Annotated in this window: 14 protein-coding genes; 3 read left to right on the top strand and 11 right to left on the bottom strand. The window is 63.3% G+C overall.

The genetic code is table 11. The annotated features are described in order from the left end of the window. Window positions 1–59: 59 nt before the first annotated feature. From GQA94_RS03815 to GQA94_RS03795, 5 genes are read right to left on the bottom strand one after another with little or no spacing between them, the layout of a single operon-like run. A complete protein-coding gene (locus GQA94_RS03815; protein WP_158186819.1) occupies window positions 60–275 on the bottom strand; it encodes a KTSC domain-containing protein in 216 nt (71 codons plus the stop codon). After that, window positions 272–2,077 (bottom strand): ABC transporter ATP-binding protein, encoded by a 1,806-nt coding sequence (locus tag GQA94_RS03810; protein ID WP_158186818.1) that lies wholly within the window; start codon window positions 2,075–2,077, stop codon window positions 272–274. The genes GQA94_RS03815 and GQA94_RS03810 overlap by 4 nt, the downstream gene beginning before the upstream one ends. After that, window positions 2,074–3,228, bottom strand: coding sequence for a beta-glucosidase (locus GQA94_RS03805; protein WP_158186817.1), 1,155 nt, complete (start codon window positions 3,226–3,228; stop codon window positions 2,074–2,076). The genes GQA94_RS03810 and GQA94_RS03805 overlap by 4 nt, the downstream gene beginning before the upstream one ends. Before the next feature lie 13 nt (window positions 3,229–3,241). After that, window positions 3,242–4,483: a UDP-galactopyranose mutase gene (glf, locus tag GQA94_RS03800; protein WP_158186816.1), complete on the bottom strand. Its 1,242-nt coding sequence runs from the start codon at window positions 4,481–4,483 to the stop codon at window positions 3,242–3,244. After that, window positions 4,471–5,655 carry a glycosyltransferase family 1 protein gene (locus tag GQA94_RS03795; protein ID WP_158186815.1) on the bottom strand — a complete coding sequence of 395 codons (1,185 nt, stop codon included), beginning with the start codon at window positions 5,653–5,655 and terminating at the stop codon, window positions 4,471–4,473. The genes glf and GQA94_RS03795 overlap by 13 nt, the downstream gene beginning before the upstream one ends. 417 nt (window positions 5,656–6,072) lie before the next feature. Between GQA94_RS03795 and galE the strand changes: the two genes are divergently transcribed. Continuing rightward, window positions 6,073–7,137 (top strand): UDP-glucose 4-epimerase GalE, encoded by a 1,065-nt coding sequence (gene galE, locus GQA94_RS03790; protein WP_158186814.1) that lies wholly within the window; start codon window positions 6,073–6,075, stop codon window positions 7,135–7,137. Window positions 7,138–7,165: 28 nt separating this feature from the next. Here galE and GQA94_RS03785 read toward each other — a convergent pair whose 3' ends face one another. Then, window positions 7,166–8,089, bottom strand: a complete 924-nt coding sequence (locus tag GQA94_RS03785) for a LysR family transcriptional regulator (protein ID WP_158186813.1) — start codon at window positions 8,087–8,089, stop codon at window positions 7,166–7,168. A 113-nt stretch (window positions 8,090–8,202) separates the two neighbouring features. Between GQA94_RS03785 and trpB the strand changes: the two genes are divergently transcribed. Together trpB and trpA are read left to right on the top strand one after the other, a co-directional pair. Continuing rightward, entirely contained in the window at window positions 8,203–9,414 is a 1,212-nt protein-coding gene (gene trpB / locus GQA94_RS03780; protein WP_158186812.1) for a tryptophan synthase subunit beta, read from the top strand. Next, on the top strand, window positions 9,411–10,220 hold the full coding sequence (trpA, locus tag GQA94_RS03775; protein WP_158186811.1) for a tryptophan synthase subunit alpha: 810 nt from the start codon (window positions 9,411–9,413) through the stop codon (window positions 10,218–10,220). Before trpB ends, trpA begins: the two co-directional genes overlap by 4 nt. Before the next feature lie 52 nt (window positions 10,221–10,272). Here the strand turns inward: trpA and GQA94_RS03770 are convergent, their stop codons facing one another. The 5 genes from GQA94_RS03770 to GQA94_RS03750 all read right to left on the bottom strand — a co-directional run bounded on the left by GQA94_RS03770 (window position 10,273) and on the right by GQA94_RS03750 (window position 14,384). Continuing rightward, window positions 10,273–10,935, bottom strand: coding sequence for a DUF2931 family protein (locus GQA94_RS03770; RefSeq protein WP_158186810.1), 663 nt, complete (start codon window positions 10,933–10,935; stop codon window positions 10,273–10,275). Then, window positions 10,928–11,173, bottom strand: a complete 246-nt coding sequence (locus GQA94_RS03765) for a hypothetical protein (RefSeq protein WP_158186809.1) — start codon at window positions 11,171–11,173, stop codon at window positions 10,928–10,930. The genes GQA94_RS03770 and GQA94_RS03765 overlap by 8 nt, the downstream gene beginning before the upstream one ends. Next, entirely contained in the window at window positions 11,160–11,822 is a 663-nt protein-coding gene (locus GQA94_RS03760) for a DUF2931 family protein (RefSeq protein WP_158186808.1), read from the bottom strand. The genes GQA94_RS03765 and GQA94_RS03760 overlap by 14 nt, the downstream gene beginning before the upstream one ends. A gap of 80 nt (window positions 11,823–11,902) precedes the next feature. After that, window positions 11,903–12,565, bottom strand: a complete 663-nt coding sequence (locus GQA94_RS03755) for a DUF2931 family protein (protein ID WP_158186807.1) — start codon at window positions 12,563–12,565, stop codon at window positions 11,903–11,905. Then, the gene (locus tag GQA94_RS03750; RefSeq protein WP_158186806.1) at window positions 12,558–14,384 is read right to left on the bottom strand and encodes a PAAR domain-containing protein; all 1,827 of its coding nucleotides are present in this window, start codon (window positions 14,382–14,384) and stop codon (window positions 12,558–12,560) included. Before GQA94_RS03750 ends, GQA94_RS03755 begins: the two co-directional genes overlap by 8 nt. Between the last annotated feature and the right edge of the window lie 143 nt (window positions 14,385–14,527).

The following is a 14,527-nucleotide window of genomic DNA, read 5'->3' as shown; positions in this document are numbered from 1 at the left end:
GATGACGCGTCCTGTCTATCTGAGGCCCGCGCAGGCGCATGGAAGTTCAGCGCAACGGTTTATTCGATCCGTCGATACGGAAAGTCGCAGGCCTTGAAGACCTGGTTGAAATAGCGACCCAGGGAGTCGGCCGCCAGCAGCGCCTGCACCACCGACGCCGGCACCTGTTCGTAGCGGTAGACCGAGCCGTTGTGGAACTCCACCTCCAGCGCCTGCTGGTCCGGCTCGTAGCCCAGCGAACGCAGGCTGCGCGACGTCACCGCCACGCGCTTCATGCGACCGGGTCGGGCCGCTGCTTGAAGCCTTCGGCCTGCATGCGCCACAGCGCGTCGAACTCCCCGCCACGGCTGCGCAACTCATGCGGCGGGCCATCCTCGACGATGCGACCGTCGCGCAACACGAGAATCCGGTCGAAACTCGACAGGGTCGATAGCCGATGCGCGACGGCGACCACGGTGCGGTTGTGCACCAGATCGTTGAGCGCGACCTGGATTTCGGCTTCGGACTGGGTATCGAGCGCCGACGTCGCCTCGTCGAGGATCAGGATCGGCGCGTTCTTGAGGAACGCACGGGCGATACCGAGGCGCTGGCGCTGGCCGCCGGAGAGCATCACGCCACGCTCGCCGACCAGGGTGTCGTATCCCTGCGGCAGCTCACGAATGAAGCCGTCGCAAAACGCGCTGCGCGCCGCCTCGACGACCTCTTCGTCGGTCGCGCTGGGACGACCGTAGCGGATGTTCTCGCGGATGCTGCGATTGAACAGCGCGGTTTCCTGCGGGACCACTGCGATCTTCTCGCGCAGGCTGTCCTGGCTGACGCTGCGGATGTCCTGACCATCGATCAGGATGCGCCCTTCCTGGACGTCATCGAGCCGCTGGATCAGGTTGATCAGCGTCGACTTGCCCGCGCCGGACGAGCCCACCAGCCCGACCTTCTGTCCGGCGGGAATGTGCAGCTCCAGGTGGTGGAACACGGTGCGACGGTCGGCGTAGCTGAAGCTGACGTCATTGAAGGTGATATCGCCCTCGGCGAGTAACAGCTGCGCATCGCTGTCTTCCAGACCATGCGGCTGGACGATGATGCGCAAGGTATCGTCGATCGCCCCGATCTGCTGCGTCGCATCCACCAGCGCCAGCGCGAGGTCGCGCGAGCCATGCAGGATACGGAACGTCAGCGCGCTGACCAGCACCACGTCGCCCGCGGTCACCGAACCGGCGATCCACAGGTTGATTGCCCAGATCAGCATGCCGCCGGCCATCACCGAGAGGCAGACGTCGTGCATGACCCGCGCTTTTTCCAGATACATCCAGCTGCGTCGCTGGGCACGCGCTTCGTAACCGATCTCCTGGGCCAGCCGTTCAGCCTCGCGGTCGCGGGCCGAGAACGCCTTGATGGTCCAGACGTTGGATACCGCATCGACCAGTTCGCCGCCGACGCGGGCCGACTGGGCGGCAAAACGCTGGTGCTTGGCACGGCCACGGATGCCAAAGCCGGTGATCAGTGCGGCGACGATGGCGACGAAGAGAATCAGCGCCACGGCCATGCGTACATCGACGGTGAGCAACACCACCACCGCGCCCAGGAAATCGACGATGGGCGGTACGATTTTCCACGCCAGACCGCCATAGATCGCGCCCGCCGCGGTCCCTACCGCGGAAATCCGATTGCCCAGCGAACCGGCAAAATGCTCGGTGAAATAGCGCATCGGATGGCCGGTCAGATGTTTGAACAGGTCGACACGCAAATCCACCACGCTGGCCACCACGGTGCGACAGCCGAGCCAGCCACCCAGTCGCCAGAACACGTTTTCGAGGACGATCAGGCTGATGAACAGCCCCAGCGGGAACCAGACGTTGGCGGCGCTGCGATCCGAGCCTCCCTGGGCCATGGAGTCGACCAGCAGTTTCATGCCGTACTGCACCGCCACGGCACAACTGGAGGCACCGATGATCAGGGCCAGCAGGCCGCCGAAATGCCAGGGCCGGGCACAAATGTAGTGCCAGAGGAACGCGACCGGCCGGCTCGGTAGCGGCGCCGCCTGCGGTTTCGCCTTGGGAGCCTGGGCGGGGGCGTTCATGACAGGGCTTCGGCGAGTGGCAAGCGGCTGTTGAACTGATTGAACCTCAGTTGCTGAAGACGCAGCTCGTCGGCGAGGCCCTCATGCACGCGGCGGTTGCCGTTTTCGTCCGGGAAACCCAGCAACCCGACCGGGCAGTGGCGGTCGTCGGTCCAGCCAGGGTAGTCCAGCACCGGGTACAGGCAGATGCCTTCGACCGGGACGCCGCGCTGCATGGCCAGGCCGGCCTGCTCGCTGACATAGCGCAGCCAATCGCCGCGCACGTCGCCCTCGGCACCGGTTTCGGCAATCAGCAGCGGTCGTTTGTAGCGCTGCCAGATTTCCGTGAGGATGCCCTTGAATGGGCGATAGTCGGGGTTGTCGCGTTCGATCGTACGGCCATCGCCGTGGTACCACTGGTTGTCCGAGTAATAATTCACGCCCAGCACATCGAGGTATTCAGGCGCGCCACCCAGGCCGGGCCAGGCCTCGCCGCACAACATGTCCCAGGCCTCGAACTGGGATTGTCGGAAGCGTTCGGCATCGCGCTGCGGCCCCGGCCTGTCATTGGGCGCGACCACATGGATGGCCGGATCGACCTGGACGAAGCGTGCCCGCGGCTCGACATCCCGGATCGCCTGCATCGCTGCGATCGTCGCGCGGACCAACTGGTGCTTGAGTTCGGACCCACGGCCACGGGCCATCGGGTTGAAGTAGGCCTCGTCACCGCCTGCCCAGGCCCAGAACGAGATTTCGTTCAGGGGCGCGTAGAACGGCACCGTATCGGTCTCATCCTTGACCAATTGCGCCGCCGCCGCGGCATAACGGGCAAAGCGCTCGACGAACTGCGGTCGCCAGATGTCCAGATCGTCCGGCCAGCCGTAGTGGCACAGGTCCCAGATCGCCTGCGTTCCCTGACGCTGCGCGGCCTGCAGCATCGGCAGAAAGCTCGACCAGTCGTACTGGCGTGGCGAGCGCTCGATCAAGTGCCAGCGCAGTCCATCGCGCACGCTGTGCAAGCCATGGCGGTGCAGCACGGCGTAATCGTGCGCGGCCCAGCGGTCATGGCCGGTGGCTGCAATCAGGTCGAGCCGTCGACCGTCGCTGCGGCGATGATTCGAGCACTCGAAACCACCCATGAAAAAACTCTTGAACAGCGTCGGCTGGTGCATCTTCGGCCTCGTCTCAGGGTGCTTGTTCGGCCAGCGATTGACTGTGTTCGGCGCCCTCGCCGGGCTCGGTGCCGAGTTCGGCTTCCTCGATACGCTTGTACAGGGCCAACGCCTGCCCGACCACCTGATCCATGTTGTAGTACTTGTACGTGCCGAGGCGGCCGACGAAGGTGACGCCGGGCGTCTCGTCGGCCAGTTTCTGGTAGCGCTTGTACAGCTCGGCGTTCTCGGGGCGGGGAATCGGGTAGTAGGGGTCGCCTTCGGCCGAGGGATACTCGTAGGTGATGCTGGTCTTCGGGTGAACCTGGCCGGTCAGGTGCTTGTACTCACTGATACGTGTGTAGGGCACGTCCTCGCTCGGGTAGTTGACCGTTCCGACCGCCTGGAACTGCGCCTGATCGAGCTGCTTGTGCTCGAACTTCAACGAACGATAGGGCAACTTGCCAAAGCGGTAATCGAAATACTCGTCGATCGGCCCGCAGAAGATCAGATGATCATGCTGCACTTCGTCGCGGATCTCGCGGTAATCGGTGTTGAGCATGACCTTGATGTTCGGGTGCGCCAGCATTTTCTCGAACATCTTGGTGTAGCCGTATTTGGGCATCTGCTGGAAGGTATCGGTGAAGTAGCGATCATCGGTATTGGTTCGCGTGGGGATGCGCGAGGTCACCGACTTGTCCAGTTGCGAGGGGTCCAGTCCCCACTGCTTTCGGGTGTAGCCGCGGAAGAACTTCTGGTACAGCTCGCGACCGATGCCGTTGATCACCACGTCCTCGCTGGTCTGGATGTGTTCGACCGGCTCGGCACGGCTGGCGAGGAATGCCGCCGCCTCCTCTTCGGTGGTCATGTTCAGGCCGTAGAGCGCGTTCAGTGTGGTCATGTTGATCGGAATCGGTACCTGCTGGCCGTCTACCTGCGCCAGCACGCGGTGCTCGTAGGGCCGCCACTCGGTAAACCGGGAAAGGTAGTCGACGATGCGCTGGGCGTTGGTATGGAAGATATGCGGTCCGTAGCGATGGATCAGCACGCCCGCCTCGTCGTAGTGGTCGTAGGCATTGCCGCCAATGTGCGGGCGGCGGTCGACCACCAGCACGCGCTTGTTCAGCCCGGCGGCGAGGCGCTCGGCCAGTACGCTGCCAGCGAATCCGGCGCCAACGATCAGGTAGTCGAAGCCGCGCCGGCCGCCGGAGGGGTTGGCGCTGGCGCCTCCGCCTGCGTGTTCGGGATGGCTGTCTCGCAGGCTTAGATCGCGCATTGCATCTTCTCCTTCATCAGCGCCCAGGTATGGTCCCAGGACATGTCGCCGAGAATCTCGTCGGCGATCTTCAGTAGTCGGTCACGGTCTTCGGCATCGGCAAGCGCTCGCTCCACCGAGGCGATGAACGCCTCGGGCGTATCGGCGATGTAGACGATCTCGGTGTCGCCATAGGTGCGTACCACGTCCCTGATGGGCGTGGACACCACGGGGCAACCGCCGGCGAGGTACTCGGGGGTCTTGGTCGGGCTGATGAAGCGCGTCGATTCGTTCATTGCGAACGGCATGATCGCCACGTCCCAACCGGCCAGATAACGCGGCAGCTCGTCGTAGGTCTTGCCGCCCAGGTAATGGATATTGTCGCGGCGCGGCAGCTCGGCCGGATCGATCTTGACCACCGGCCCGACCAGCACGAATTGCCACTCAGGGCGCTTTGCCGCGATCTCCGCGACCAGCTGGATATCGAAGCGCTCGTCGATCACCCCGTAGAAACCGAGGCGTGGCGTGGGGATTTCGGCCTGATCGTCCGGATCGGCCTGGGTCCGCCGCGCTTCGGCGAAATGGGCCACATCGACGCTGCTGGGGAAGGCGTGGGCATTGTCGTGCAAGGCACGCTTGGCTTCCCAGATGCTATAGCCGCCGGTGAAGACCAGGTCCGCTCGTTGCAGCAACTCCCGCTCACGCTCCACCAGCTCCGGCGGCGCGCCACGGAATGCCGAGAGCTCGTCCATGCAGTCGTACACCGTGAGCTTCGGTTGCAGATGCCCGGCGTAACCCAGCGCCATTGGCGTGTAGTACCAGAGCATCAGCTCGTTGACGCCGAGCTTTTGCAGGTAGCCGTCGAGCAGATCGCGCTGAATCCGCAGCGCCGTCTCGCCTTCACAGCCATGCGGTAGGCGCGGCACCAGCACTTGCACGCCGTTTTCCTCGGGACGCACTTCCAGCCAGGGCTGAGCGTCTTCGGTCGGAATCGGTTCCTCGAAGAACAGGACGTTGAAATCCCGTGCAAACCGGGACATCAGGTGCTGTGGACGCTGGTAGACGAAGCTCCAGCGTAGATGCGACAGACACAGCAGCGTTGGAACCAGCTCATCGAAAACGACTTCGGGCGGCGTTTGCTGCTTGTCGGGTGATTTTCCAATCTCGTATTGATAAGGGCCGGCCCAGCTCATGGCTACCTCTCGCTGATGGCGAAGTCCTCCAGAGTCCCTTCTGCCGCATCGCATAATCCCGCGCAGCCTGCGCAGGTGTAGGAAAAGCGGGTTCGCTGCAGCGCCAGCCGATCATCGCGACACCAAGCGCAGCCCGCGGGCTATGGACGACGCGGGACAAGGCAAGGTTCCCTACGACCCCCTTCAAAGGTCGGTCATCGGCTGGCCGTCGGCCCAGTGGAACTTGGCCGCCCTTCTCCCCGTCCTTATCTCAGGACGCCTGATTTATCCCGGTATCGGCGCTGCGTACTTCAGCAGTCGGAAGCACCGCCCGTTTCGCCGAACCCAACCCTGGAGATGCATGCAGCGGCCGCGCTCATACGGCCAGCCGCGTCTCTCCCGTGCGCGTCGAATAATTCCGGTATGCGAGGTAGAAACATGATTCTGGTAACGGGAGGAGCTGGTTATATCGGGTCCCATACAGTGCTGGAGCTGCTCCTGGCGGGCCACGACGTGCTGGTGCTGGATAATCTGTGCAACAGTTCCAAAAGCGCGCTGGATCGGGTCGAAGCCCTCTCCGGGCGCCGCGTCCAGTTCATCAAGGGCGACGTGCGCAACCGCTCGCTGCTCAACGCGCTGTTCGCCTCGTATCCGGTGACAGCCGTGCTGCATTTCGCTGGGCTCAAGGCGGTTGGCGAAAGCGTGCGAGAACCCCTGCGCTATTACGAAACCAACGTCAGCGGCAGCATCGCCCTGTGTCAGGCGATGGCCGAAGCCGGCATTTTCAAACTGGTGTTCAGCTCATCGGCGACCGTCTATGGCGACTCCCCACGCATGCCGATCACCGAGGACTGCCCAACCGGTGTCCCGACCAATCCCTATGGCCAGTCCAAGTTGATGGCCGAGAACGTTCTCAAGGGGCTGGCCGAATCCGACCCGCGCTGGTCGATTGCCCTGCTGCGCTATTTCAATCCCATCGGCGCACACGAGTCGGGGCTCATCGGCGAAGACCCCAACGGCATTCCCAATAACCTGCTGCCTTACATGCTTCAAGTCGCGGTCGGCCGGCGCAAGCAGCTCAACGTCTATGGCGCCGATTATCCGACCCCTGACGGAACCGGCGTGCGTGATTACATCCATGTGGTCGATCTGGCCAAGGGACACCTCAAGGCGCTGGAGCGGCTCAACCTGGTCCATGGCGTCTGCGTATGGAACCTCGGCACCGGCCGTGGCTACTCGGTGCGGCAGATGATCACCGCCTTCGAGGAAGTCATCGGCAGGCCACTGCCACACGTGTTCAAGGCGCGCCGTCCGGGCGACATCGCCCAATGCTGGTCAGACACCACCAAGGCCCGCAACGATCTTGGCTGGCAGGCTGAAAAAGACCTGCTCACCATGCTCAGCGATGCCTGGCGCTGGCAGAGCCGCAACCCCAAGGGTTACGCGGTGGAAACGGCTGCGGCGAAGGACGGCGAAACGGCGGAAACCGCGCTGGCCAGCTGACCGCCGAGCCTGTAGCGGGCCCGCGCTGCTATGGCGCGCTGCGAGGCGACTCTGCCGCCGGCTCGACACTGGCCAGTTCGTTGCGCAGCCATTGGGCCAGCCGTTCGGCACGCTGATCGGAGCGGCGCGCGGGTACCCAGAGCGCCAGCCGCGCCTGCGTTTCGACAAACCCCCAAGGCGCCAGCAGGCGCCCCTGGCGCAGATCGTCGACGACCAATTGCCGAGGGGCGATCGCCACGCCCAGCCCCGCCAGCGCCGCTTCCAGCAGAAAGTACAGATGCTCGAAACCCTGCCCCATGCGCAGCATGGCCGGATCGATGCCATGCGCGCGCGCCCACGCCGGCCAGGCTTGCGGTCGGGAAGCCGTGTACAGCAAGGCTTCATTGCACAAGGCCGCCGCCGGCGCCTGGCGCAACGCGTCGCCGTGCGCATGATGTGGGCTGAGAACCGGGCCGATGCATTCGCTGGCCAGTTCGAATACCCGCATGTCAGCCGGCCAGGGCGGTTCGGCGTAGAGCAAGGTCGCATCCAGACCTGGCTTTCGAGGGTCCAGCTCGCCCTCGCTGGCCGACAACTGCAGTTGCAGGTCCGGCAGCTCCCGATTGAGCCGGTCGAGCCGCGGGATGAACCAGCGCGCCAGCAGGCTCCCCGGACAGCCGAGCACGAACGGCGCGTTGGCGGTTTGCTGACGCAGCTCGCGGCAGGCGCTGCGTAGACGCTCGAAGGCATCGCCTGCCGCCTCACGCAGCCGCACGCCCGCATCGGTGAGTTTTACGCCGCGACCCTCTTTGCTGAACAGCGCAACGCCGAGGTGTTCTTCAAGCACCCGGATCTGCCGGCTCACCGCACCGTGGGTCACGCTGAGTTCGGCTGCCGCTTGGCTTACGCTCTGCAAGCGGGCCGCCGCTTCGAATGCTCGTAGCGCGTTGAGGGGCGGAAGGTCTTGCGGCATTTGTGAGTATTCCTGACAGGTTGCGGCGATCTTATCGCTTTTTCTCGCCGCCCAGGTCGGTTAAGTTCCAATCCATCGCGCATTCCGCTACCGCTTTCCTGCAGGAGACGACCATGACCTCATTGCGCAACGGCCCTGACGCCAAGGGCCTGTTCGGCCACTTTGGCGGGCAGTACGTCGCCGAAACCCTGATGCCGCTGATCCATGAGCTGGCAGCCGAATACGAAAAGGCCAAGAGCGATCCGGCATTCACCGAAGAGCTGGCCTATTTTCAGCGCGACTACGTGGGCCGCCCTTCCCCGCTGTATTTCGCCGAGCGCCTGACCGAGCATTGCGGCGGCGCGAAGATCTACCTCAAGCGCGAGGAGCTCAACCACACCGGCGCGCACAAGATCAACAACTGCATCGGCCAGATCCTCCTGGCCAAGCGCATGGGCAAGCAACGCATCATCGCCGAGACCGGCGCTGGCATGCACGGCGTGGCAACCGCCACTGTGGCCGCGCGCTTCGGCATGCAGTGCGTGATCTACATGGGCACCACCGACATCGACCGCCAGCAGGCCAACGTCTTCCGCATGAAGCTCCTGGGCGCTGAAGTGATCCCCGTCACCGCCGGCACCGGTACCTTGAAGGATGCGATGAACGAAGCCCTGCGCGACTGGGTGACCCATGTCGACAGCACCTTCTACCTGATCGGCACGGTCGCCGGCCCGCATCCCTACCCGGCCATGGTCCGTGATTTTCAGGCCGTGATCGGCAAGGAAACGCGCGAGCAGATGCAGGCCCAAGAGGGCCGGCTGCCGGATTCGCTGGTCGCCTGCATCGGCGGTGGCTCCAATGCCATGGGCCTGTTCCACCCCTTCCTCGACGACCAGAGCGTCGCGATCATCGGCGTCGAAGCCGCCGGTCACGGCATCGAAACCGGTCAGCACGCGGCCAGCCTCAACGGTGGCGTGCCTGGCGTGCTGCACGGCAACCGCACCTTCCTGCTGCAGGACGAGGATGGCCAGATCATCGACGCCCACTCGATTTCCGCTGGCCTCGACTACCCCGGCATCGGCCCCGAGCATGCCTGGTTGCACGAGATTGGCCGCGTCGAGTACACCTCCATCACCGACAAGGAGGCGCTCGCCGCCTTCCATAAGTGCTGCCGGCTCGAAGGCATCATCCCGGCCCTTGAAAGCGCCCACGCGCTGGCCGAGGTCTTCAAACGCGCGCCGACCCTGCCGAAGGATCACCTGATGGTGGTCAACCTCTCCGGCCGCGGCGACAAGGACATGCAGACCGTCATGCACCACTACGACGAACAGGAAGAACATATATGAGCCGCCTGCAGACGCGCTTCGCCCAGCTGAAACAGGAAAACCGCGCCGCGCTGGTCACCTTCGTGACAGCCGGCGACCCGGACTACGCCACCTCGCTGGAAATCCTCAAGGGCCTGCCCGCCGCCGGCGCCGACGTGATCGAGCTGGGCATGCCCTTCACCGATCCGATGGCCGACGGCCCGGCGATCCAGCTGGCCAACATCCGCGCCCTGGCCGCCAGGCAGGACCTGGCCAAGACGCTGCAGATGGTTCGTGAATTCCGCCAGGGCAATCAGGACACGCCGCTGGTGCTGATGGGCTACTTCAACCCCATCCACAAGATGGGTGTCGAGCGCTTCATCCAGGAGGCAGTGCAAGCGGGCGTCGACGGTCTGATCGTGGTCGACTTGCCGCCGGAACACAACGAAGACCTCTGCGACCCGGCCCAGGCCGCGGGCATCGACTTCATCCGCCTGACCACCCCGACCACCGACGACAAACGCGTGCCGACCGTGCTCGACGGCAGCTCGGGCTTCGTCTACTACGTCTCGGTCGCGGGTGTGACCGGCGCAGGTTCGGCAACGCTGGAACACATCGAAACAGCCGTCGCCCGGCTCAAGCGCCACACCGACCTGCCGATTGCCATCGGCTTCGGCATCCGCACACCGGAACAGGCCGCGGCCATTGCGCGCCGCGCAGACGGCGTCGTGGTCGGCTCCGCCCTGATCGACCAGATCGCCAAGGCCGAAAGCGGCCCACAGGCGATCGAGGGTGTGCTGGGCTTGTGCCGCGAGCTGAGCGAAGGCGTTAGAGACGCTCGTAACTAACTGTCAAACCTCTCGAGCGAGAACCGCTGCGCCGCTATCAGCAGCAGCGGTTTCACCAACTGTCATATGGAATCCCATATTTCTCGATATAGGCTTTGGACTCAGGCTCCAAGGGCAAGGCATATCTGCCGTCAGTCAAGCCCTGGGACGGTCCGCGCTTCACCACCTCGCCCTTGACCCGCGCCACTTCGATCGGCTCCAGACACGGGCCCATGAGCCATGTCTTGGTGATGCCTCCGGGAGCCAGGCCAATGGTCACTATGTTGCGATAGTCAGTGATCCATTTATCGTCGAAAGCACAATAGGTCCTTTCCGGCTTGACCATCTCTTTTTGAATCGCCTCGGGAATCACGATATAAGCCTGATAGGTCTGCGGCTCCGCCAGAGACTGCCAGCGCACATAGATCAGCCGTGGCAACGCTGCGCCGAATACATGCTTGCCAGCCCCCCCACCTGGACGTTCCGGCCAGCCTCTGGGGTCGCCCGCAAGATTTGGCGGCGTCTGGATCGCTGACACTCCACTCATGGCCCGGCGGAACACCCGGTCATTGACATCAACCGCATCGGCGGTCTCGATCCATACTTCCATATAGTTGGGTGCCAGAAAGCCCAAGCGCCAGGCAGGCACATCCTCGTAGGGCAACTCGGAGCCGTTGGCGCAGCCGCTTAGGCACAGGACCAACAGCCATGGGCCTATCCATCCGAATCTAGGCATTGGGATAGACCTTGCGCAGTGCATGCTCGGCTGGCCGATTGATGAACAATATGTCCAGTGCACTGTTGCTAGTCGCGTTCCAGTGGGCGGACAGGTGTATATAGCGCCGACGCAGCAGCGCCGCTTCTTCAGCCGTTAAATCGACTGTGGAATCCCCCAGCGCCTGTGCCCGTAATTTCTCGGAGATCGGCTGCAACTCCTCAGGCAGGGCGAAATCCGCTGCCTTACCAACTGTCATACGGAATCCCATATTTCTCGATATAGGCTTTGGACTCAGGCTCCAAGGGCAAGGCATATCTGCCGTCAGTCAAGCCCTGGGATGGTCCGCGCTTCACCACCTCGCCCTCGACCCGCGCCACTTCGATCGGCTCCAGACACGGGCCCATGAGCCATGTCTTGGTGATGCCTCCGGGAGCCAGGCCAATGGTCAGCATATTGCGGTAATCAGTTTTCCACCGCCCTGTCGCGGCGCAATAGCCTTTCTCTCCCTTGACCATCTCCTTTTGAATCGCCTCGGGAATCACGATATAGGCCTGATAGGTCTGCGGCTCCGCCAGGGACTGCCAGCGCACATAGATCAGCCGTGGCAACGCTGCGCCGAATACATGCTTGCCAGCCCCCCCACCTGGACGTTCCGGCCAGCCTCTGGGATCGCCCGCAAGATTCGGCGGTGTCTGGATCGCCGACACTCCACTCATGGCCCGGCGGAACACCCGGTCATTGACATCGACCGCATCGGCGGTCTCGATCCACACTTCCATATAGTTGGGTGCCAGAAAGCCCAGGTACCAGGCAGGCACATCCTCGTAGGGCAACTCGGAGCCCTTGGCACAGCCGCTCAGGCACAGGACCAACAGCCATGGCCGTATCCATCTGAATCTAGGCATTGGGGTAGACCTTGCGCAGTGCATGCTCGGCTGGCCGATTGATGAACAATCTGAACTCAGAAAACTGTGGCTCCGCTGCCTTACCAACTGTCATACGGAATCCCGTACTTCTCGATATAGGCTTTGGACTCTGGCTTGAGTGGCAAAGCGTACATGCCGTTGGATCGCCCCCCATAAGGCCCGCGCTTCACCACCTCGCCCTCGACCCGCGCCACTTCGATCGGCTCCAGACATGGACCGGAAATCCAGGTCTTGGTGATGCCACCGGGAGCCAAGCCTATGGTCAGCATATTGCGATAGTCGGTGATCCATTTATCGTCGAAAGCGCAATAGGTTCTTTCGGGCTTGATCATGACCTGTCGGGTCGCCTCGGGAATCACGATATAGGCCTGATAGGTCTGCGGCTCCGCCAGGGACTGCCAGCGCACATAGATCAGCCGTGGCAACGCTGCGCCGAATACATGCTTGCCTTTCCCCCCCCCGGGACGCTCCGGCCAGCCTCTGGGATCGCCCGCAAGATTCGGCGGTGCCTGGATCGCTGACACTCCGCTCATGGCCCGGCGGAACACCCGGTCATTGACATCGACCGCATCGGCGGTCTCGATCCATACCTGCATATAGTTGGGTGCCAGAAAACCCAGATACCAGGCAGGAATACGCTCATAGGGCAACTCGGAGCCCTTGGCACAGCCGCTCAGGCACAGGGCCAACAACCAGGGGCCTATCCATCCGAATCTAGGCATTGGGGTAGACCTTGCGCAGTGCATTCTCGGCTGGTCGATTGATAAACAATACTTCCAGCGCACTGTTGTGACTCGCGTTCCAGTGGGCGGACAGGTGTATATAGCGCCGACGCAGCAGCGCCGCTTCTTCAGCCGTTAAATCGACTGTGGAGTCACCCAGCGCCTGTGCCCGAAATTTCTCGGAGATCGGCTGCAATTCCTCAGGCAGGGCGAAATCCGGGGTGTCGAGTATCGGCTCGAATGCCACCCCAGCGCGCACCGCCAGATCCCACATGACACGCAGGTAGACCAGCGACAGTTCGCCACGCACTTCTCGGATGCTGCGAGCAGCCGCATACACTCGTTTTTGCGGGGGCAGATGATCGCGCCTGTCGTAGGGCTGATCTACTGACCAGGTATAAACCTCCATGCGTTGCACATAGTCCTGCAACAGGGGCATGTCCTGCTCCAGAAGCTGCCGGAGCTGGTAGACCGCGGTGTCTTCTTCGGCGGTATTTCGGCTGACGAGGTTGCTGAGCGGCTTGTCGAGGAGGATCGTTTCCTGAACGACAGGTGGATAGCCGCCACCAAGGTCCGAGTGCGCACCTGGAGCCTGGATGTCGTTGTCGGTCTTGACCAGCGGAAAATTGTGTCGCCACTCGGTGTTGGCGACCAGGTGCACCACCTTGCGGGCACAACCGGGTGCCAGACGCAGCTCCAGACCGGGATTGGCGGCATTGGCCGGGCTCAGATCACCGCTCCACGGGTCGAAGATGGCGGCCACGGTGTCGAACAGCCCAATGAAGTTGAGCTCGAAATCCCGCTTGTGCCGCCAGGAGAAGCCGTTTACCAAGCCTACGGTTCCAGCGGGAATCGCCTTGGCCAGCAGACTGTCCGCGCCCCTGAGCAGATCGTTGGCGCAGTGGCGGGCCGCCGCCGCGCCCCGGCTGAAGCCGAACAGGTCGATCTCGATACGCCGAATCTGGACATCGGGGTTGGCGACTTGTAAACGCCGCAGTTGATCCAGAATCAGACCGGGTGTCTGTTCGACACGCGCCACCACCCCGGTAGCGCCCCGCCCTGTCGCCTTGCCATACAGCGAGTCCGGCCCGCCGCTCAGGGTGCCGATTCCCTCGATGTAGACGGCCAAATGGGCGCTATCAGCACCTGCGGGTAATGGCTCATCCGCCTGATCCGGATAAAGACCATGCAGTCGCGCAATATTGGTGACGTGGTTGCCGTAGCTGTTGTCCGGCACGTTGCCTTCGGCATCGAAACCATACTCGACACAGCGCTGGCGAATGTCCTCGGCCTCCTCGTCCGTCAACCCCACGTCGCGGGGTCGGCAGCCCGCTGCGGCCTCGCTGTTGGACTGGTTGTTGCCGGTACCGTCGAAGAACAGCCCCAAGCGCAGGGTAATGCCGGTCAGTTCTTCTTCCTCTTCTTCCTCCTCCTGCAGACCATGGCTTTCCGTTTGCGGGGCGGCCTGCTGCGAGCCGACAGGTGCTGTCTGCGGTGAGGCAAACGGCGCACCAGCCCGGCTCGCCGGGCTGTCACCGAGCGTCTGGTAACGCAGCGTCTGGTTGGCGACCAGCCGTGGCGGCGGGCTGCACTTGCACAGGCAGAGATCACCTTCCAGCGCGGCCAGCCGCCCTTCGAAGGTTTCCTCATGCCGTGGGCCGGTGCAGGCGATGGTGCCCGTGGCCCCGCACGCCGGGCAGGCGACCGTGTCGCCTTCGCGTGCCAGATGCTTGCCGTTGAGGGTGCTACGTTCCCAACCGGTGACTACGCTGCCGCCTGCGGTAGTCGGTGAGCCAACCGTGATGTGGTAGCGCCTCATGCCGGGCCTCCCGCCATCACGGCCCATGCACCACTGCGAATGGACGTTTTGCCCTGTCCGATTATGGGGCGCACGTCATGGGCCCCCCGGTGAACGATGGGGATGCCAGCCATACCAATCTCCTTTTCGGTATTTGAACTGGA

The sequence above is a fragment of the Stutzerimonas stutzeri genome, assembly GCF_009789555.1.
In the GTDB taxonomy this organism is placed as follows: domain Bacteria; phylum Pseudomonadota; class Gammaproteobacteria; order Pseudomonadales; family Pseudomonadaceae; genus Stutzerimonas; species Stutzerimonas stutzeri_R.
Note: the sequence above shows the minus strand (reverse complement) of the source record. Positions and strands in the feature narration are given on the sequence as shown.

Excerpts from the sequence above, each read along its gene's own strand:
- GQA94_RS03765 (WP_158186809.1), bottom strand. The coding sequence starts at position 11,173 with ATGACAGTTGGTAAGGCAGCGGATTTCGCCCTGCCTGAGGAGTTGCAG.
- GQA94_RS03805 (WP_158186817.1), bottom strand. The coding sequence starts at position 3,228 with ATGCACCAGCCGACGCTGTTCAAGAGTTTTTTCATGGGTGGTTTCGAG.
- galE (WP_158186814.1), top strand. The coding sequence starts at position 6,073 with ATGATTCTGGTAACGGGAGGAGCTGGTTATATCGGGTCCCATACAGTG.
- GQA94_RS03750 (WP_158186806.1), bottom strand. The coding sequence starts at position 14,384 with ATGAGGCGCTACCACATCACGGTTGGCTCACCGACTACCGCAGGCGGC.
- trpB (WP_158186812.1), top strand. The coding sequence starts at position 8,203 with ATGACCTCATTGCGCAACGGCCCTGACGCCAAGGGCCTGTTCGGCCAC.
- GQA94_RS03810 (WP_158186818.1), bottom strand. The coding sequence starts at position 2,077 with ATGAACGCCCCCGCCCAGGCTCCCAAGGCGAAACCGCAGGCGGCGCCG.
- GQA94_RS03760 (WP_158186808.1), bottom strand. The coding sequence starts at position 11,822 with ATGCCTAGATTCAGATGGATACGGCCATGGCTGTTGGTCCTGTGCCTG.
- GQA94_RS03795 (WP_158186815.1), bottom strand. The coding sequence starts at position 5,655 with ATGAGCTGGGCCGGCCCTTATCAATACGAGATTGGAAAATCACCCGAC.
- GQA94_RS03770 (WP_158186810.1), bottom strand. The coding sequence starts at position 10,935 with ATGCCTAGATTCGGATGGATAGGCCCATGGCTGTTGGTCCTGTGCCTA.
- GQA94_RS03755 (WP_158186807.1), bottom strand. The coding sequence starts at position 12,565 with ATGCCTAGATTCGGATGGATAGGCCCCTGGTTGTTGGCCCTGTGCCTG.
- GQA94_RS03815 (WP_158186819.1), bottom strand. The coding sequence starts at position 275 with ATGAAGCGCGTGGCGGTGACGTCGCGCAGCCTGCGTTCGCTGGGCTAC.
- trpA (WP_158186811.1), top strand. The coding sequence starts at position 9,411 with ATGAGCCGCCTGCAGACGCGCTTCGCCCAGCTGAAACAGGAAAACCGC.
- glf (WP_158186816.1), bottom strand. The coding sequence starts at position 4,483 with ATGCGCGATCTAAGCCTGCGAGACAGCCATCCCGAACACGCAGGCGGA.
- GQA94_RS03785 (WP_158186813.1), bottom strand. The coding sequence starts at position 8,089 with ATGCCGCAAGACCTTCCGCCCCTCAACGCGCTACGAGCATTCGAAGCG.